Origin of the sequence: Litorivita pollutaquae (genome assembly GCF_003205515.1) — a bacterium.
GTDB lineage: Bacteria > Pseudomonadota > Alphaproteobacteria > Rhodobacterales > Rhodobacteraceae > Litorivita > Litorivita pollutaquae.
Genome location: NZ_KZ826487.1, coordinates 92,416 through 111,630, shown reverse-complemented (window position 1 = coordinate 111,630; position 19,215 = coordinate 92,416). Strand labels below are relative to the sequence as shown.

Here is a 19,215-nt window from a genome sequence, read left to right as displayed (position 1 = left end):
CATCCCGCAAGGCGACGCGCCTTAAATCTCGGCCAGCAATCCTTCACCGGCAGAGACTTCGCACATGCCGGGGTTTTCTTCCGCGTTGAAGACCGAAACAACGCCATCCTCGACCAGCATCGCGTAGCGTTTGGAGCGCGCGATCAGCCCTGCGGGGGGGGCGGTGAAATCCATACCGATGGCTTTGGTGAACTCGCTTTGCGGATCACCAAGCATGGTCAGCCCCGCCGCTGTCGCACCGGTGCTCTCGCCCCATGCGTCCATCACAAAGGGATCGTTGACCGAGACGCAGATAATTTCATCAACGCCTTTGGCGTCAAAATCGCCCTTGGTGCGGATAAAGCTCGGCACATGGGCGGTGCTGCATACGCTGGTAAACGCGCCGGGCACGGCAAAGATCACCACCTTGCGCCCGTTGAGCTTGTCGCTCAATGCTACGGGCGCGGGCCCCTTTGGCCCCATGCCAACAAGCGTCGCCTCGGGCAATTTGTCTCCAACCTTGAGTGTCATTCGTCTTTATCCTGTCTGTCATTGTGATACGTCTGGAACAGCATACAGGCGCGCGCCCTACGCGGGCCATAGGAAACTTGTGAAAGGACGGGCGCGATGAGCCATATTGTCGTGATCGGAGCGGGCCAAGCCGGGGCCTCATTGACCGCAAAGCTGCGCGGATTGGGGTTTGAGGGCGCGATCACATTGATCGGCGGCGAGAATGCCCCGCCCTATCAACGCCCGCCTTTGTCAAAGAAATACCTGCTTGGCGAAATGGAGCGCGCGCGCCTGTTCCTGCGCCCCGAGAGTTTTTACGCCGAGCAAAATATCACCCTGCGCAAGGGAGCCGAGGTCGCGGCGATCCTGCCGCAGGATAAACTTCTGACGCTCGCTACGGGGGAAACGCTTGGGTATGACCAATTGGCCCTGACCACCGGATCAGAGCCGATCCGCCTGCCCCGCGCCATTGGCGGTGATTTGGACGGGGTCTTCACCGTGCGCGATCTGCATGATGTGGATGCAATGGCCCCCTATTTTGTGGCGGGGAAACGGGTGCTGATTGTCGGGGGCGGATATATCGGATTGGAAGCCGCCGCCGTCGCGGCCAAACGCGGTTTGCATGTGGTTCTGGTTGAAATGGCCGAACGCATTTTGCAACGTGTCGCCAGCCCCGAAACCTCCGCTTATTTCCGCGCGCTTCACGCCGCGCATGGCGTTGATATTCGTGAAGGCACCGGCCTGCTCCGGCTGACGGGCACGGGCCATGTCAGCGGCGCTGACCTGAGCGACGGCAGCCATCTGGAGGTGGATTTTGCCGTGGTGGGTGTCGGCATCCGGCCCCGCGCCGGACTCGCCGAAGCGGCGGGGGTGACTGTCGAAAACGGCATCAAGGTCAATGAATTTGGCCAGACATCAGACCCGTCAATTTGGGCCGCAGGCGATTGCGCCAGCTTCCCACATGAGGGCGGGATGCTGCGGCTCGAATCCGTGCCCAACGCGATTGATATGGCCGAATGCGTGGCTGAAAATATCATGGGGGCGCATAAACCCTATGTGCCGCAGCCGTGGTTCTGGTCCGACCAATATGACGTCAAATTACAAATCGCAGGATTGAACAGCGGCTATGACCGGATCATCACGCGGACGGGCGACAAAGACGGCGCAATGTCCTTTTGGTATTACCGTGGCGCGACATTGCTGGCCGTCGATGCGGCCAATGATCCACGCGCCTATATGGTGGGGAAACGATTGATAGACGGTGGGAAATCCCCCGATCCGGCCTTGATCGACGACCCCGACACCGATCTCAAGAGCCTGCTGAGATGAGGATCATCGCCGGCGCATTCAAAGGCCGCGCTTTGGCCTCGGTTGGTAAGGGCGATGCGGGCGCGCATTTGCGTCCGACCACAGACCGCGTGCGCGAGAGCCTGTTCAATGTTTTAGGCGGCGGGCGTTTCGGCGACCCTTTGGGCGGGGCGCGGGTGCTGGACATATTTGCCGGCACCGGCGCGCTCGGACTTGAGGCGCTGTCACGTGGGGCGGATGCCGTGTGTTTCATCGAGGACGGGCGCGTGGCACAAAAAATACTGACCCAGAATATCGCGCTGTGCGAGGCCAAGACCGCCTGCCAGATTTTCCGCCGCGATGCGCGCAAATTGCCCGCACATGAGGGTGCACCCTTCGATTTGGTGTTTCTTGACCCGCCCTACGGCAAACAAATGGGCGAAGCCGCGCTCAAAGCCGCATTGGCGGGCGGATGGATCGACGATCAGGCGCTTATCGTCTGGGAAGAAAGCGCGGCAATCACCCCGCCCGCCGGATGGCAGGTGTTGGATGCGCGCAAATACGGCGGCACGGTGATTTCACTCTTGGAGAAAGCCTAAATCACCTTGCCGCTTCGGCGGATGCCCGCCCTCCGGCAGCGCATCCTTTCCCCGCATTTACGACCCCCTCGAACACAAAAGGCCGCCCCATATGGGACGGCCTTTAATGCAGTTGGTCATGCTATTATTCCAGCGGACGCGCGGTGCCTGCGGATTTGGCGACCAGGGCGCGGGCATCGTCGATCAGCAATTGACCATCGAGACCGGCCTTATTGGCCTCTTCAATCCAGTCGGCCACAACCTCATCGCCCAAAGCTTGAATCCGCGCCGTTTCCTCCACACTAATCGTGGCGAGCGTGTTGCCTGCGGCTTCCATGACGGCGCGGCCATCCCTGTCGCCCAAGTCATGTGCACGCCCGGCCCAAGCCGATGTCGCCGCGCCGGAATTGGCATCGATTACAGCCCGCAGATCGTCGGGCAACCCTTCATAAACGTCCTTGTTCATCGCCCAGATGAAAAAGAGGTTGTAGAAGGCTTTGTCGCCGGCGACATCGGTATGGCTGTCAGCCAGATCATCAAGCTTTAGCGAAGGCGCCATTTCCCAAGTGATCACACCGCCATCAACCACACCTTTGGACAAAGCTTCGGGAAAAGCGGGCACCGGCATGCCAATCGGCGTTGCGCCCAATTTGTTCAAAAGCATCGTCGCCGCGCGCGACGGGCCGCGCAGCTTCAGACCGTCAAAATCTTCGACGGTTTTGATCTCTTCCGCGCGTTTGTGCACGATTCCCGGCCCGTGCATATGGGCGGCAATCAAATGCACATCGGCGAAATCATCGGCAAGGTGCTTTTGCGTGAACTCCCACGCCGCGATCGAAGCTTCCTCGGCGTTCTTGGTGGTCATAAAAGGCATTTCCATGGCTTCGGCTTCGGGAAAACGTCCCGGTTGATATCCGGGGATCACCCAACCACCGTCAATCACACCATCGGCGACATAGTCATATTGCTCGGGCGCTTTGCCTCCCAACTGCATAAAGGGCACGACCTGGACCTTAATCCGGCCATTGCTGTCGGCTTCGACTTTCTTCGCCCATGGTTCGATGAAGTATTTCGGGTTCGCGGAGTTGGGCGAAACGAAATGTTGGAAGCGAAGCGTGACCTCTTGCGCGACGGACGCGGTGGCGGTCAGGCCGAGAACGGCGGCGAGGGCTGCGGATTTCATAAAGCTCATAGATTGGCCTCCTTGTGCTACCCGATTGGAAACGCGGCAGGTGCCATGCGGCAGTGCAGCAGGATCAAGATGGGAAGGGTATTACCGAAGCGCAAGCCGCATTCAAGAGCCAACCCGCCACCGCACCACATTTAACCAACTGATAAAAAACACAAAACGCGCCAGAAAGGATGCAAATGGGGAATTCGGGGATTGCTTTCCCCTGCCCACGATCGTCACGAAATCGTAATTACTGCAGTGTATCCCTATGTGGGTGGTTCACCAGTGCTTTGGTAATTTATTCAGTGCTTTGGTTACTTAGTAGGTTGGGTGAAAGGTACCGGCGGGGGATAGGGTGAAAATCTCGAACCCGTCGGCGGTTACTCCGATCGAATGCTCGAACTGCGCCGTCAACGATTTATCGCGCGTCACGGCAGTCCAATCATCGGCAAGCACTTTGGTTTCGGGGCGGCCCAAATTCACCATCGGCTCGATGGTAAAAAACATCCCTTCTTCCAGAACAGCCTCTGTGCCCGGACGCCCATAGTGCAACACATTGGGCGGAGAATGAAACACGCGCCCAAGCCCGTGACCACAAAAATCACGCACCACAGACATACGGCGGCTTTCGACAAAGCTTTGGATCGCATGGCCGATATCGCCAAATGTCGCGCCGGGGCGGACCACGTCAATGCCGCGCATCAACGCATCATGCGTGACCTCAATGAGTCGCTCGGCCTTGCGGCCAAGTTTGCCCGCAACATACATCCGGCTGGTGTCCCCATACCATCCATCGACAATCACCGTCACGTCGATGTTGAGAATGTCACCGTCTTTAAGTGTCTTTTCGCTGGGAATTCCGTGACACACCACATGGTTCACCGAAATACACGAAGCGTGTTTATAACCGCGATAACCGATGGTGGCCGATTTCGCCCCTGCTGCGTTGACCTTTTCTTCGATCAAACGGTCGATTTCAGCCGTGGTCTGCCCCGGAAAGACGTGCTCTGCGATCTCATCAAGGATTGTTGCCGCCAAGTTTCCCGCCGCATGCATGCCGGCAAAATCTGCCTCTTCGTGGATACGGATGCCGTCTTTGGTCATACGGCCGCGATGATCTTCGCCCATGGTGCCTCGCTCGGATATGGATGGGGGCGCCCGATCGCGCCGGATTTCGCCTCTATTTAGGACGGTTTGCCTCCAAGGACCAGAGGCAGCGACATTTGTTCAAGTTTCACGGCAAAGATGACGCGACCGGCGGTGGCGGCAAAGCCGCGCCAAGCGTGATCTCTTCGGGGGTGATGCTACAGGCGTAGGCATAGGCTTCGACCCCTGCGTTGCGGGCGCGCGCATAGGCGGCGGCATAGGCGAGGTCGATATCGGCGGCCAAGGCGGTGCGCGCGCAATCGGTACGTTGCACCAGATAGAGCATCGCGGCGCGGTGCCCTTGGCGGCGCATTTCGATCAACTCTTCAAGGTGCTTGGCGCCGCGCTTGGTGACGCTATCGGGAAATTCCGCCAGCCCCGCTTGGCGGCTCAGCGTCACAGATTTCACTTCGAGATACAGATCCGGCGCGCCCGCCTTGCGCAGCAGAAAATCAATCCGGCTGTTCGCGCCATATTTTTGCTCTGGTAGAACCTCATCGAAATCTGCAAATTCCGCCACCTGCCCCGCGCACAAAGCTTCGCGCAGCGCGCGGTTGGGCACCGATGTATCGACGCCGGTGAAATCTCCGCTGTCATGTTCGACCAACCGCCACCCATAGCGCAGCTTTTTCTTCGGATCGTCGTTGCGCTCGACCCAAATGCGCATGCCCTCTTGCGCCAATCCCATCATCGATCCCGGATTGGCACAATGCGCCACGGCCTCGGTTCCATCCGCCAAACGGATATCGGCCAGAAACCGTTTATAGCGACGGATGAGCACGGCCGGTTCAAGAGGGGTTTGAAAGCGCATGGGGCGGGCCTATACCTGTAGCAAATAGGTTTCAAGGAGAGTGACGATGCCCGAAAACCCCAGTGCTGCGATGCTTGTGATCGGGGATGAGATCCTGTCCGGGCGCACGCGCGATTCAAACATGCACCATCTGGCCGGCGCATTGACCCGCGCCGGTATTGACCTGCGCGAAGTGCGGGTGGTGTCCGATGACCACGCCGCAATCGTCGCGGCGGTGCGCGCGCTCAGCGCCGCCTATGACAATGTCTTCACCTCGGGCGGCATTGGGCCGACCCATGACGATATCACCGCCGAAGCCGTGGCCGCCGCCTTTGACACGCCCATATCGGTGCGCGATGACGCTCGCGCGCTTTTGGAGGCCCATTACAAACGCAGCGGCGGACAGATCAACGAAGCGCGCCTGCGCATGGCACGCATCCCCGACGGGGCCGGTTTGATCGACAATCCGGTCAGCATCGCGCCAGGGTTCACGATCGAAAACGTGCATGTCATGGCGGGGGTTCCTGCGGTGTTCGAGGCGATGGTCGCCAGCGTGCTGCCCACCCTGACAGGCGGCGCGCCGCTTTTGAGCCAAAGTCTGCGGATTGAGCGCGGCGAGGGCGAAATCGCGGGGCCGTTGTCGGATTTGGCAGAGAAATATTCCGATCTGTCGATCGGCTCCTACCCCTACGTCAAAGATGGCGTTTTTGGCGCGAATATCGTGATCCGCGGCCATGATGGTGCGCGTATTGACGCCGCAATAATCGAATTGAACGAGGCCTTTCCCACATGACTTCTCAACGCTACTTTGATGCAATCGACGCCACTTGGCCCGCCGCCGAAACGCAAGAGGTCGGGCCCTTTTTGGTGCGCGACGGGCGCGATGCGACGGGGGCCACAGGGGGCAAACGTGTGTCTGCGGCATCCTTGCGCGACACATCATTCGCCCCCACCGATATAGAGGCCGTCGAAGCGGCCCAAACCGACATGGGGCAAGCGCCCCTCTTTATGATCCGTGGCGGCGCAGAGGGCACCGATGCCGCACTTGATGAGACATTGGCCGCGCGCGGATATGGCCTCATCGATCCGGTGTCTCTTTATGCCGCGCCGGTTGCCGCATTGACCGGCGAGACACCGCCAACGGTATCGACCTTTTGCATCTGGGAGCCATTGGCGATCCAACGCGATATTTGGGCCGCAGGCGGCATTGGCCCCGCGCGCATGGCCATTATGGAGCGCGCCACCACGCCCAAAACATCGCTCTTTGGCCGGATGAAAGACTATCCCGCCGGCACCGGCTATGTCGCGGTTCATAATGATATTGCCATGCTGCATGCGATGGAGGTTCTGCCCGAACAACGCCGCAAAGGATGGGGGCGCTATGCCATGCGCCGCGCCGCGCTTTGGGCGCAAGAACAGGGCGCGACGGAGATGACTTTGCTCTGCGTAAAAGACAACACCGCCGCCAACCGGCTCTATTCTTCGCTCGGCATGTCGGTTACTGAAAACTACCACTACCGCATTTTTCAGGGAGGAAAATAACATGACCCAAAACCCGACCGCACTCGACCTGCCGATGGTCGATCCGCTGCCCGCCGCGACGCAAAAATATTTCGATATTTGCAATGAAAAGCTCGGAATGGTGCCGAATGTTTTGCAGGCGCATGCCTTTGACATCGACAAACTCAACGCCTTCACCGGTCTTTATAACGATCTGATGCTGGCCGACAGCGGGCTGAGCAAGCTGGAGCGCGAGATGATCGCGGTCGTGGTGTCGTCGATAAACAAATGTTTCTATTGCCTGACGGCACATGGTGCGGCGGTGCGGCAATTGTCCGGCGACCCGATGTTGAGCGAGAAATTGATGATGAACTACCGCGTGGCGGATCTGGATGCGCGTCAACGGGCGATGCTCGATTTCGCCGTGCAAATCACCGAGGCCAGCGCCACAATCGAAGAGCCCCACCGTCAGGCATTGCGTGATGTGGGTTTCACAGATCGCGACATTTGGGACATTTCCAATGTGGCAGCATTTTTCAACATGTCGAACCGCGTCGCCTCGGCCACGGCGATGCACCCCAATGACGCCTATCACGCGCAATCGCGCTAAAAAGGACGGTTTAACGTTGCGGGTGTTGCTTGGATACACAGTAACGTTATGCACGCTCGCCCTCTGCACGGTGCAGGGGGCGGCGGCGTTTGAGTTGTCGCTGCCAAGCAATGCCCAGCAAACCCATCACGAGACCGCCGCCCCGGCGAGCTATGCCTATCCAACCGGCAACCAATCCAGTTCGGGGATTCCGATGGACCGCGCCGAAGGCCGCGTCAGCCGCACGTCGTGGCGGGTGCGCTCGGACGGGCTTGAAACCTTGCAATTGATGGCGCCGCTGGCCGCGCAATTGGAGGCCGAAGGCTTCACTGCGCTGCACCGCTGCGCGGCAGAGCGCTGCGGCGGATACGATTTTCGCTTTGCGATGGATGTGATCGCCGCGCCGGATATGTTTGTCGATCTGTTCGACTATCGTTACGCCGCCTATCGCCGCCCGATCCGGTCACAAGCGCCCGCATCGCCACAACCGGCGAAACCGGAGCAAGAGCAAGCCGGTACGGCTGCGGCGACTGCGACTGCAACACAACGGCCCAAAGTCCGCCCCTCCGAAGGAGAGGAGACCATCCTGTTGCTGGTCAGCCGTGCCGGTGCCTCCGGCTATGTCCACATGGTGCAGATCGCTCCGATCGGGAGCCCTGCGGCACAGGCGGCTAAGGCGGGCGTGCCTCCTGTGGCCCTGGATGGACCTGCCGCACGGCCCGCAGGTCAAGGCCCGGCACTGCAAGAGACCGAAACCCTGCCCGAAGCGCTGCGCAACGCCGGTCATGTGGTTTTGGATGATCTCAGTTTCGGGACAGGCTCGGCGACATTGGGCCCCGGCCCGTTCGCCTCCCTCGCCGCATTGGCGGACCTTCTGCTTGGCGATGCCACTCTGCGCGTCGCCTTGGTTGGCCATACCGATAGTGTCGGCGGTCTGGAAACCAACATCGGATTATCCAAGCGCCGCGCGGCATCTGTTGTGGAGCGGTTGGTTGCCGCCTATGGCGTACCCCGCAGGCAATTGGACGGCGAAGGCGTGGGCTATCTATCCCCGCGCAACGCCAATCTCACCGCGGCCGGGCGCGAGGCCAATCGCCGCGTCGAAGCGGTGTTGCTCAACGCGGAATAACCCCGCCCTGCCGTAGCAAGCAAGCGCCCCCCCCCAAAAAAAAAGCCCGGCATCAAATGCCGGGCATAGGTCGGCCATTAAGGCCGCCGGGGGGAAAACTCGAGAAATGGGGCTACCAATCGACCGGGCCTTTTTCGGCAAAGGCATGGACCAGAAAATCGATAAAGGCGCGGACCTTGGGCTGTGTGAAGCGCCCCGGAGGATAGACGGCATAAATGCCTTGGGTCTCGACCGGCAGATCCGGCATCGCATCTTCGACAAGGCCCTTAGCGAGCGCATCCGCGTAAAGGAAGCTCGGCAAATACGCGATGCCAAGTCCGGAAATCGCCGCATTGAGCAGCGATTGCCCGTCATTGACGCTCAGCCCGCCAGAGGTGCGCACTTGGCGTTTCTCACCGGACGGGGCGGTCAGTTTCCACACATTGCCCGCCGATTGGTTGGAGTAATGCAGCAATTTGTGCTCGTTCAGATCATCAATCTTGAGCGGACGGCCATGGCGCGCCAAATACTCGGGACTGGCAACCATACGTTTGGTGGTTTCGGTCAACTTGCGGGCCCGCAGGGTGCTGTCTTCAAGCTCGCCAATACGGATCGCCATATCGAAACCTTCGGAGATCAGTTCAACATAGCGGTTGTTGAGCACCATATTGACGGTGATATCTGGGAAATCACCCAAAAATTCGCCCAACACCGGCGAAAGATGATTGACGCCGAAATCCGTCGCCACCGAGATGCGCAAAAGACCCGAGGGATCGCTTTGCATCGAGGACACCAGCGCATCGGCCTCACCGGCATCATTGAGAACCCGGCGGGCGCGGTCATAATAGGCCAAACCTATTTCGGTTGGCGAGACGCGCCGTGTTGTGCGGTTTAACAAACGCGCCCCAAGGCGCGCTTCAAGCGACGAGACATGTTTCGAGACGGCGGATTTTGAAATCCCCATCTTTTTTGCGGCATCTGTGAAGCCGCCTTGGTCCACCACCGTGGCGAAGGCTTCCATTTCCGTCAAACGATCCATTAACCGGCACCTCTGCATTTCAATTCATTGCGGAGGTGTATGACAGCGGAATGGGGCGCAACTGGGGCGTATTGCGGACAATATCGGGATTTCGCCACAGATCGTTGATCGCACGGAAACGTGGAAACAGGTGTTTCATCGGCGCGGCGCCACGCCTCCCTATACCAGCCGTGACAGAAAGGAGCCTGCCGAGACGCGACTTGCACACCGCCCATAACAGCGGGCGAGCCGCTTACATCGTCTCGAGGCAGTGCCGCCGAAAGGCGCGTTTGAGCATATCAAGTTCTTCGCGCAGAAGTTCGACTTCGGCGCGCATATCGTCGGCAATGGCTTCGCCCGCGATGACCGAAAAGCTTTCCAGTGTTTCCCCCGTCTCGCTGTCCTGGATCAGAAAGACATGCGCGCCCTCGCCAATGGATGTCACCGGAACCGGAATGACGAGTTGCCATTCGCCCTTATCGCGGTCCTCGGTGACCTCAATGCCGGGCAGAGCCTCACCCAAGTGGGTGACCTCGATTTTGGGTTGATGGTTTTCGCCCCCCGATGTGGTCACGATGCCTTCCCATTTGCCCTCAAACAGGCGGGTTTTGGTCAAAGTCAGCTGGGTCATCTCATGGCTCCTTTACGGACATCGGGACAGATATCAAACACAGGCATTACGGGCGCGAAGAGGATCAAAGTTCGGCACGCGGGCGACGCGAGAAAGTCACATCGCGCAACACGACCTGATTCATTTCCGGCCCTTCAAAAATCAGATCAAGCCAGGCCCGCTCAATCCGCTTCTCGTTCAAATGGGAATAGGCGAGATCAAATTCGACCGTGGCATGTTTGTCCACAACTTCAATTTCGCGCACCAATTGTTCGGTGTTCGGACCGTTTTTTATATTGAGCCGCGCAAAAATCTCGAGCGGTTTTTCCATCTCCACGATCAGGTCAAGCCGCACCAGATGGCGTTTTTGCAATCCGGTGGTCGCGCTCTCGGGCAGATCCACCACCAGCGACAGGAACGAGCCATCGAAATTGAAAACATCCATGCGCAATCCAAAAGGCGCGAGGTCTTCTTCGCGGCGGTTGCGCATCTGGCGCAGGGTCAATTCCGACAGGGCACAGTCATGAAACAACGTCACCTCGTCGCCGAGCATGGATTTGCTTGCAACCGACGACATCCCCGGCGTTGCCAGCGGGCCGCGCCAAAGCTCCGGTCGCCACGACCAATCCGCATCATGAGGTTTTTGAAAGGCACTCGAACCGATCATCGGCAGGGCCAACCGGCTTTCGGCCACATGGATCAGTTTATCAAGGTGGATTTTCAGCACGCGGGCCCGGGCGCGTTGGGCGCGCAAACGATGCAACGGCGCGGTGTCGGCATGTTCCGCGAACCGCGCCCAACGGCGTAGAACACGGCGATGCGCCAGCCTGTCGAACAAAGATAGCCCGTCGGCATCAAGCGCGTTTTTGGGATCGCTGCGGTCCTTGTTCTTGCTCATTGTCTCATGCCTTATTGTGCCGGCCCGACAGGGATGACTGCGCAAATTCTCCAACGGCGCGCCATTGGTGTTCCGGCATACCCGCATATTGTTTCGGGAATCCTACCTACCGTTTCCGTATTACCGATAGTCGGTCATCGAAACAAACGCGGAAACAGCTTTTTGATCCGTTTTCCGCGAGGTTGTGTGGTGGCTGTACCGGTCGGGGCGGGCGCCGCATATAGAGCGGCCGGCATGCGCGGCGGGCGCAATATGCCGTTGGCGGTGGTTCTCGGGGGGCTCTGGGGCGCATCCGAGACCCCGGCCGTTTCTGCGCCGGCGATCCTCAGACCGGGGTGTTGTTGATCCGCGTCCTGAGGGCTGGTCGGGTTCAGGCCAGAGTTTTGCGAGTTTTTCGCGGCACGGGCGGTATCTGGCATGATCTTGGCAGCCCTGACCGGGCTGGCTTCGCGCAGCACTTCGGCCAGCCCGATCAGGACCTCCAATCCTGCCGCATCCGACAACGCGCTGCCTTTGGGCGCATAGACCGCGAGGCCGATCATATGACCATTGATCAACATCGCTCCACGCCAGTGTTTCGGATCGACTCCATCGGCAATTTCGGTGCCGCCGGTGGCCAGATGCACGATGGTCAACCCGTCTCCGTTGATCTGGTCCAACACATGATGCGGCGCCAACGCCTTGGCCATTTCATGCGCGCGCGGCTGGATCGGACGGGGGGAAAACGGCAAAACCGTCACCGTCATAATAGCCGGCTCAACAGGAGCATCGGCAGGTTTCCCGAGCAGGCTTTCACAGGATGCCAACAACGCAAATCCACCAGAGACCCCGCCCGAGGTCAGGCTTTCGGCGTCGATACAATAACCGCGCGGTCCTTGGACGATCACGGCACCGCGAACCATACTCGTCCGGCGCAGAGCTTTGCGGGGTTGTGGGTTCTGATCGTCGCCCCCGCTTTGGGCGAACTGTGCCGTGCCGCCGGTGATCGGCGAAATACAACCGGCCAAAGGCAGGGTCGCCGCAAGCGCCATAACGCGAAGAAGGCGCCCGCGACATGCGGGGCGCCTTTTCACAATCGGCAAAAGAGGCGGGACCCAATACCCCGTCGTCTGGCGCATTCTTGACTTAGAGATCCATATAGATGTGGCGCTCGGCCTTGGCTCCGGGATGGGTGACCGCACCCAAACGGGTCGAGCCCACCAAAGCCGCATATTTTTGCAACGCGCCCGAGGTATAAATCGTCTCGCGCGGGCCTTTCCAATCGGCTTTGCGCGCTTCCAATTCCTCATCCGTCAAATCAACGCTGATGTCGCCCTTGACCGCATCCAAAGTGATGGTGTCACCGTCCTTGATCAATGCAATCGGGCCGCAATGCGCGGCTTCGGGGCCAACGTGACCGACACAGAACCCGCGTGTGGCGCCAGAAAAGCGGCCATCGGTGATGAGCGCGACTTTCTTGCCCATGCCCTGCCCCGAAAGCGCCGCCGTGGTGGCGAGCATTTCGCGCATGCCGGGACCGCCTGCGGGCCCCTCGTTGCGGATAACGAGGACTTCGCCCTCTTTGTATTCGCGTTTTTGCACGGCTTCAAAAGCGTCTTCTTCGCATTCAAATACGCGCGCGGGGCCGACGAACCGTTGGTGTTGCGCCTCCATACCTGCGACTTTGACGATCGCGCCTTCGGGGGCCAAATTGCCTTTGAGGCCGACAACGCCGCCGGTTTTCGACAGGGGCGCGGCGACCGAATGGATCACCTTGCCGTCGATTTCGCGGGTGATTTTGTCGATCTCGTCACCGATGGATTCGCCCGATGCCGTGATGCAATCGCGGTAGATCAAGCCGGCTTTGTCCAATTCCTTGAGGACAACAGGCACGCCGCCCGCGTCGAACAGATCCTTGGCGACATATTCACCGCCCGGTTTCAGGTTCACGAAATAAGGCGTGTCGCGGAAAATATCGCAGACGTCGAAGAGGTCGAAATCGATACCCGCTTCATGGGCAATGGCCGGAAGGTGCAAACCGGCGTTGGTCGAGCCACCGGTGCAGGCGACAACCCGCGCGGCGTTGATCAAGGCTTCTTTCGTGACGATATCACGGGCGCGAATGTTCTTCGCGATCAAATTCATCACGGCGGCGCCGGAGGCCTCGCCATATTGGTCGCGACTCTCATAGGGCGCGGGCATGCCGGAGGAATTCATCAACGCAAGGCCGATGGCTTCGGAGACACAGGCCATGGTGTTGGCGGTATATTGCCCGCCACATGCGCCCGCCGAGGGGCACGCCACGCGTTCAAGAACGTCAAGCTCGGCGTCGGACATATTGCCCGCTTGGTGCTGGCCCACGGCCTCGAACACATCCTGAACGACCACGTCTTTGCCGTTCAAACGGCCCGGAAGGATCGAACCGCCATAGATAAAGACCGACGGCGTGTTGAGGCGCACCATCGCCATCATCATGCCGGGCAAGGATTTGTCACACCCCGCGAGGCCAACAATCGCGTCATAGCAATGGCCGCGCATGGTCAATTCCACGGTATCCGCAATGGCTTCGCGCGAGGCGAGCGAGGACCGCATGCCCTCGTGGCCCATGGCGATGCCGTCGGTGACGGTGATGGTGGTGAATTCACGCGGCGTGCCCGCGGCTGCTTTGACGCCCATTTTCACGGCTTGCGCTTGGCGGTTCAACGAAATGTTGCACGGCGCGGCTTCGTTCCAACAGGTGGCGACCCCGACGAGAGGTTGGTGAATTTCCGTATCCGACAGGCCCATCGCATAAAGGTAAGAGCGGTGCGGCGCGCGCTCTGGTCCTTCGGTGACGTGGCGGCTGGGCAATTTGGTTTTGTCGAACTGGGTCATGTCGGCCTCCCGTTGCGGCGCAGGTCAAGAGCGCCGAAGATTTTGCGTTGTCAGACGAATAAATCACGCATCCCGCCTACACAAGCGGATTGCGCCCGCACCCGAACCCGGTTTGTAGGCCTTTCGCCCTGTTCCCCTTGGCGGGTTAAGCGGTGCGCAGGGTGTATCGATGCCCCCAAAGAGGCGGTACGCGACATGGCGAACCGGACATTTTCATCAGGTGCAACGCAAGATCACTACAAGACCAATGCACCCACCTTTGGGTTTAAAACGCCTGCCCGCTCCCGCCTGCCCGTTCAGCGCGCGGATCATTTCGGTCCGCATACCACATAGCCCAAAGCGAAATATGCGCGACCCGCCTTACAGTCGTGCCGAGGGCGCTCGAGCGAGGGCTCCACCGATCCGGCAGCCACTACCACCCCCGCGCCATAGGCGCCCCTTCACGCGGCGGCGCCTATGGCCTTGTGGTTTGCCTTGGCACCTTTGGTGCTATGGCTTGCAACATCACGCCTGATCTTGCACCTTTTTCCAATCGCGTTTGACCTTTTTGGCCAAGGACCATTTGTGCACCTCGGTCGGACCGTCATAGATGCGAAACGCGCGGACCTCGCGGAAGACCTGTTCGACAATGGTGTCGGTCGTCACCCCTTGGCCGCCCATACATTGCACACAGCGATCGGCAATCCGCATCAAGGCTTCGCTGACCGCGACTTTCGCCATCGAACTTTCGGTGGTGCCAACTGCCCCGGTGTCGAGCACATCGGCGCACCAATAAATCATCAACTCAGCCTGTTTCAGGTCAATGAGGTTTTCGGCCAACATGAACCCAACGCCTTCGTGATCGACCAAAGGTTTGCCAAAAGCCATACGGCGGTTGGCATAATCGGTGGCAATCTCATTGGCGCGCACGCAGGCACCAAGCCAACGCATACAATGGGTCAACCGCGCCGGCGCAAGGCGCGCTTGAGCGTATCGAAAACCCTCGCCGCTTTCGCCGAGCATCTGATCGGCAGGCACGCGCAGATTGTCGATACTGACAACCGCGTGACCGCCGGGCATCGAGCTGTCGATGGTATCCATCACACGCTCAATCCGGATCGCGGGATCGGGTAAGTCGACAAGGAACATGCATGCGCCATCATCGGATTTCGCCATAATGATCCCGACGCCCGCACCATCAGCGCCGGTGATATAGGTCTTGCGCCCGTTGATCACCCAATGATTGCCATCCATTTTACAGGTGGTTTGCATCATCATCGGGTCCGACCCCGCGCCGCCATCCTCGGCCGGCTCGGTCATGAAAAACGCAGAGCGTTTCTCGCCCTTCACCAACGGAGCAAGGAAGCGTTCGCGGATCTCCGGCGCGCCGACCTTGCCCAGCAAATACATGTTGCCTTCGTCCGGCGCGGCAACATTGCATGCAATCGGCCCAAGCGGCGACAAGCCCGCACGGATCAAGACCGCCGCAGTTTCGCGGTGGGACAAATGGCTGCCATCAGGCAAAATATGCGGTGTCAAAACACCGGCCTTGCGGGCCAATGCCTTGAGCTCCATCGCTAATTCATCCGATGGCCCGTGCGCGCCGCAACGCGGATCTCCCTCATAGGGCGCAACACTCTCGCGCACGAATTGTTCGACACGCGCGCTGATCTCCAGCGCGCGTTCCGAAATGCCAACGGTTTCCAACAGGGCGTTCACTTCGGCGCCATGCGGATCGCGCCGTCCAAGCGGATGGTTTCACCGTTGAGCATGGCGTTGTCGACGATCGCCGCCACCATACGGGCATATTCGTCCGGATCGCCAAGGCGCGAAGGGAAAGGCACCTGCGCGCCAAGGCTGTCTTGTGCCTCTTGCGGCAGGCTGGCCAACAGGGGGGTCAAGAACAGACCCGGGGCAATGGTCATCACACGGATGCCATAACGGGCAAATTCACGGGCGACCGGCAAGGTCATACCAACAATACCACCCTTAGAGGCCGCATAGGCCGCTTGGCCGATTTGCCCGTCAAAGGCCGCGACCGATGCGGTGTTGATGATCACCCCACGCTCTTCACCGATCGGATCGGCGCGGTGCAGTGCGGCGGCAAATTTCGACAGCATGTTAAAGGTGCCAAAGAGGTTCACATTGACGATGCCGGTAAAACCACTCAACGGAATTGCGTTGCCGTCGCGGTCGATCACTTTGGCGGGTGGCCCGATACCTGCGCAGTTCACCAAAATCCGCGCCTTGCCATGCAGGCCTTCGGCTTCAGCAATGGCAGCTTCGACTTCGCTCTCGTCGGTGACATTGACCTTGAAAAACGCGCCGCCACAGGCTTTTGCCTTGGCTTGGCCCAGCTCTTCATTCAAATCAAAAATCGCCACTTTGGCACCCGCAGCGGCCAGCCGGTCAACAGTGGCTCCGCCCAATCCAGAGGCACCGCCCGTCACAATTGCGGCTTGTCCTTCGATTTTCATGTTCTTCTCTCCTTCGGTATATTCAATAATACGGCGGTGTCGCCGCCGGACCTTTGGCAGGCCAATCTTCGTCTTTGACCTTGCGTTCGATCCCTGCGCCCGTGGGCCTGCGCGCGACGTTAATATCCGACATTCGCCGGCGATACCATGCGTTCGGTGGATTGCGCTTTTCGGGCGAAAATTCGCCATGAGGTTCATGGGTCTCTCGGCCTGTATGTCTTCTCCCACGCCTTTGTTTGACCAAATCTTCGAACGGCCCATCGACACCCTGCGCGGCGACCCTCGCGGCATCGGAGTTGCGCACGGGGCGAACGCCTTGGGGAACGGTCAGATCCGCACACCGGCGCCGGTTCCGGCGGCACCAAAGCCCACCATGCGTGCCCAGCTCATGGTGCAAATGAGCGCTGCCCCCGGTAGAGACAGACCGCGTGCGGTTTGAAACATGTCTAAACAATCTCTTGCACCGCGCACGCCACAGGCAAAATGTCACCGGAAACCCAATCGGCAAGTCTTCCCGCACGCCCCGCCCTGCGGCATATGTCAAACCGCCCGCTTTTGCGGTGAAAACGGCATTTCAATCCAGCGTCCAGAAGCGCGCATTGCTCCGTCTTGTTCCAACCGCGTCATCAGCCGCGATAATGTTTCAGGCTGAACCCCCAATATATCGGCCAGATCCTGACGCGAGATCGGCAGGCGCATCCGCCATGTGATCCGATCCGCGTCGCCTTGTTGGTCGCTTATTGCGCCGCCCGTTGCTGCGCCATGCGCCGCCATCAACCGGTCCAACACCTGCGCCAACCGCGCCTTGTTCGAAACCCGCGCCGCGTCGTGAATGCGGTCGTGGCAGCGATCCAATTCGTCGGCACAGCGCAGACCCAAACGGGCCAGAACCTCGGGGCAGGCTTGTACCACCTGCTTGGCATCGCGCTGCGCCACGATGCACACCCGCGAGGGCAACACTGCCTGTGCTTCGGTCCGATGGTCCCGCCCGGTCATAAAGGCCCGATAGCCGATCAATTCCCCCGGATAGGCGAGGCGCAACAGACTTGAACTGCCATCGGGCGCAAAGCTGCGTATGGCAATCAAGCCTTTGGAGATACAATAAACGCCATCGCTGGGGGCACCTTGATGGAACACCACGCCGCCGGTTTCGACCTCGCGGCGGGTGAAACTTCGCGTCAGGGTCGCACGCGCGCCACCGGCAACCGGACGCCACAGGCTGCGTTGGAAAAAGCTGCATTTGCCGCACGGGTGGGGTTCTTGGGTCATCGGGGTCTCCGGCAGGGCATACACCGCATGATGGGGACGGGCTTGTCCTGACGGGCCGGTCCCACGGTGGATCTGCCCAGACAAAGACCAAAACCCGTCGCTGCGTCTTGATCAAAATCAAACGGCGCAAGCAAAGCGGTGTGAAATCTGTCAGGGGCCAATGACACCCGCCCGCAAGCGGTGCCACCAAACAGCACGCCACAGATCGCACCGGCAGGCATCAAGCCGCGCCAATGTTTCCCCAGCCTGCCCTTGCGGACCGCGTCAGGGTCTCCGCTGGTCAAAGGTATCGCGCCTCCGGAGTAAATTTCGCCCCCCCAACGCACTGTCGCTATCGTCACCCAATGCCCATGCGCCGCCCGTATCTCACCCACATCGTGGTCGAAAAATGGATATCGGGCAGGACCCGTAGACTGCCCGCAGGATCATATCCTCGAGATTAACCAGAGCACTGAATGGAATATATCGTGCCATGTCATGCCTTAAGGTTCAGCCCCAAATCCAACGGATCAGACAGGATCAAACCAACCGCAGATCAGCACCGCAGACCCGCCTACGGCAAGGGGCCGGACCAATCTGCGCCGCGTGCGCCGGTCAAGAACCCGTCACTGAGGTGCCGGTCCGGATAGGCGGCCAAGAGAGCGTCGGCCACGGCACCACGCGCAACGTGGCCGTCGATACGGGCGCGATACTGCGCGCAGACGGCCGTGAAATCTCCGGTATGCGGCGACAATCGCAGCCCCGTCACCCCCGCCTCTTGCAACACCTCGATCTGATGATCGACGCAGGCAAAGCTGGCCGACAGGGTTTGCACGCCGTTCATAGCAAGAAAATCCTGCCCCTCCAGAGTCGTAACATCCAAACCGTCCGGATCGTTTTCGCAGGCGAATTGACAATTATCCTTGCTGCGCCCCTGGCGCCGCGCGTGGTAACACCGCCCCGAGATCGCCAAGGGCACGCGCCCGTGGCCCCAAACCTCGACCGCAACACCTAGGCGGCGGCCCAGTTGCGCCAGAATGCGCACCGCGTCAATCGGCAGTTCCGGCGGCAAACAGATGCTGCGCGCGCCCCGTGCGGCCAGCCATGCAAAACTGCCCTCATTATAGACATTAACCAGCGGGCCGATAGAAAACGACGTCCCTTCAGGCAGATAGGCCAACATAGATAGATCGTTGATCTCGATATCGACCCCAGTTCCAACCAATTCGGCGCCAAGCTTGCGTTCACGCTTCAAGGTGATCAACGCCAATGAGGTCACCGACACCGCCTTGCCCGCCGCCGAAAGCGTCTCGATCGCCGCAGGTATGCGGTCTTGATAAAATGGCAAACGTTTTGAACAGACCAATTCGCCCAAAACCACGCGGTCCACCGGCGCAGCCGCCAAAGCCGTGTAGCTGGAACCCCAATCCTCGGGGCTCCAAAAGAACTGGTTCGCTCCAACGGTCAATTGCAT

At 59.8% G+C, this 19,215-nt stretch carries 19 protein-coding genes; 6 read left to right on the top strand and 13 right to left on the bottom strand.

The window, feature by feature from the left end; translation table 11 throughout:
* Positions 1-21 precede the first annotated feature (21 nt).
* A complete protein-coding gene (locus tag DI396_RS12565) occupies positions 22-510 on the bottom strand; it encodes a peroxiredoxin (RefSeq protein WP_110796563.1) in 489 nt (162 codons plus the stop codon).
* A gap of 96 nt (positions 511-606) precedes the next feature.
* Between DI396_RS12565 and DI396_RS12560 the strand changes: the two genes are divergently transcribed.
* Together DI396_RS12560 and rsmD are read left to right on the top strand one after the other, a co-directional pair.
* A complete protein-coding gene (locus DI396_RS12560) occupies positions 607-1,818 on the top strand; it encodes an NAD(P)/FAD-dependent oxidoreductase (RefSeq protein WP_110796562.1) in 1,212 nt (403 codons plus the stop codon).
* Positions 1,815-2,375 (top strand): 16S rRNA (guanine(966)-N(2))-methyltransferase RsmD, encoded by a 561-nt coding sequence (gene rsmD / locus DI396_RS12555; protein WP_110796561.1) that lies wholly within the window; start codon positions 1,815-1,817, stop codon positions 2,373-2,375. Before DI396_RS12560 ends, rsmD begins: the two co-directional genes overlap by 4 nt.
* Positions 2,376-2,499: 124 nt before the next feature.
* On the opposite strand, the gene DI396_RS12550 is transcribed toward rsmD, so the two are convergent.
* The 3 genes from DI396_RS12550 to sfsA all read right to left on the bottom strand — a co-directional run bounded on the left by DI396_RS12550 (position 2,500) and on the right by sfsA (position 5,482).
* On the bottom strand, positions 2,500-3,546 hold the full coding sequence (locus DI396_RS12550; protein ID WP_110796560.1) for a TRAP transporter substrate-binding protein: 1,047 nt from the start codon (positions 3,544-3,546) through the stop codon (positions 2,500-2,502).
* Between the two features lie 297 nt (positions 3,547-3,843).
* Positions 3,844-4,653, bottom strand: a complete 810-nt coding sequence (map, locus tag DI396_RS12545; RefSeq protein ID WP_110796559.1) for a type I methionyl aminopeptidase — start codon at positions 4,651-4,653, stop codon at positions 3,844-3,846.
* A 106-nt stretch (positions 4,654-4,759) separates the two neighbouring features.
* The gene (gene sfsA, locus DI396_RS12540; protein ID WP_110796558.1) at positions 4,760-5,482 is read right to left on the bottom strand and encodes a DNA/RNA nuclease SfsA; all 723 of its coding nucleotides are present in this window, start codon (positions 5,480-5,482) and stop codon (positions 4,760-4,762) included.
* 46 nt (positions 5,483-5,528) lie between these two features.
* Here sfsA and DI396_RS12535 point away from each other — a divergent pair, with 46 nt between their 5' ends.
* Genes DI396_RS12535 through DI396_RS12520 form a run of 4 tightly spaced genes read left to right on the top strand, consistent with a single transcriptional unit; the run spans position 5,529 to position 8,679 of the window.
* On the top strand, positions 5,529-6,254 hold the full coding sequence (locus DI396_RS12535; RefSeq protein WP_110796557.1) for a competence/damage-inducible protein A: 726 nt from the start codon (positions 5,529-5,531) through the stop codon (positions 6,252-6,254).
* Positions 6,251-7,003, top strand: a complete 753-nt coding sequence (locus DI396_RS12530) for a GNAT family N-acetyltransferase (RefSeq protein WP_110796556.1) — start codon at positions 6,251-6,253, stop codon at positions 7,001-7,003. Before DI396_RS12535 ends, DI396_RS12530 begins: the two co-directional genes overlap by 4 nt.
* 1 nt (position 7,004) lies before the next feature.
* Positions 7,005-7,571, top strand: a complete 567-nt coding sequence (locus DI396_RS12525) for a peroxidase-related enzyme (RefSeq protein WP_110796555.1) — start codon at positions 7,005-7,007, stop codon at positions 7,569-7,571.
* Positions 7,543-8,679 carry an OmpA family protein gene (locus DI396_RS12520; protein WP_162617225.1) on the top strand — a complete coding sequence of 379 codons (1,137 nt, stop codon included), beginning with the start codon at positions 7,543-7,545 and terminating at the stop codon, positions 8,677-8,679. Before DI396_RS12525 ends, DI396_RS12520 begins: the two co-directional genes overlap by 29 nt.
* A gap of 112 nt (positions 8,680-8,791) precedes the next feature.
* Here DI396_RS12520 and DI396_RS12515 read toward each other — a convergent pair whose 3' ends face one another.
* From DI396_RS12515 to ubiV, 9 genes are all read right to left on the bottom strand, one after another.
* Positions 8,792-9,697: a LysR family transcriptional regulator gene (locus DI396_RS12515; RefSeq protein WP_110796553.1), complete on the bottom strand. Its 906-nt coding sequence runs from the start codon at positions 9,695-9,697 to the stop codon at positions 8,792-8,794.
* Positions 9,698-9,929: 232 nt separating this feature from the next.
* Positions 9,930-10,307, bottom strand: a complete 378-nt coding sequence (locus tag DI396_RS12510) for a hypothetical protein (protein ID WP_110796552.1) — start codon at positions 10,305-10,307, stop codon at positions 9,930-9,932.
* A 64-nt stretch (positions 10,308-10,371) separates the two neighbouring features.
* Positions 10,372-11,184, bottom strand: a complete 813-nt coding sequence (locus DI396_RS12505) for a DUF6478 family protein (protein ID WP_110796551.1) — start codon at positions 11,182-11,184, stop codon at positions 10,372-10,374.
* Positions 11,185-11,318: 134 nt separating this feature from the next.
* Complete coding sequence (locus tag DI396_RS12500) at positions 11,319-12,215, bottom strand: hypothetical protein (protein ID WP_162617224.1); 897 nt, start codon at positions 12,213-12,215, stop codon at positions 11,319-11,321.
* Between the two features lie 94 nt (positions 12,216-12,309).
* Positions 12,310-14,037, bottom strand: coding sequence for a dihydroxy-acid dehydratase (gene ilvD, locus DI396_RS12495; protein WP_110796549.1), 1,728 nt, complete (start codon positions 14,035-14,037; stop codon positions 12,310-12,312).
* Between the two features lie 504 nt (positions 14,038-14,541).
* Complete coding sequence (locus DI396_RS12490; RefSeq protein WP_204362851.1) at positions 14,542-15,735, bottom strand: acyl-CoA dehydrogenase family protein; 1,194 nt, start codon at positions 15,733-15,735, stop codon at positions 14,542-14,544.
* Complete coding sequence (locus DI396_RS12485; protein WP_110796548.1) at positions 15,732-16,493, bottom strand: SDR family NAD(P)-dependent oxidoreductase; 762 nt, start codon at positions 16,491-16,493, stop codon at positions 15,732-15,734. The genes DI396_RS12490 and DI396_RS12485 overlap by 4 nt, the downstream gene beginning before the upstream one ends.
* A 540-nt stretch (positions 16,494-17,033) precedes the next feature.
* Positions 17,034-17,762 carry a Crp/Fnr family transcriptional regulator gene (locus tag DI396_RS12480; protein ID WP_110796547.1) on the bottom strand — a complete coding sequence of 243 codons (729 nt, stop codon included), beginning with the start codon at positions 17,760-17,762 and terminating at the stop codon, positions 17,034-17,036.
* Between the two features lie 553 nt (positions 17,763-18,315).
* The gene (gene ubiV, locus DI396_RS12475; RefSeq protein ID WP_110796546.1) at positions 18,316-19,215 is read right to left on the bottom strand and encodes a ubiquinone anaerobic biosynthesis protein UbiV; all 900 of its coding nucleotides are present in this window, start codon (positions 19,213-19,215) and stop codon (positions 18,316-18,318) included.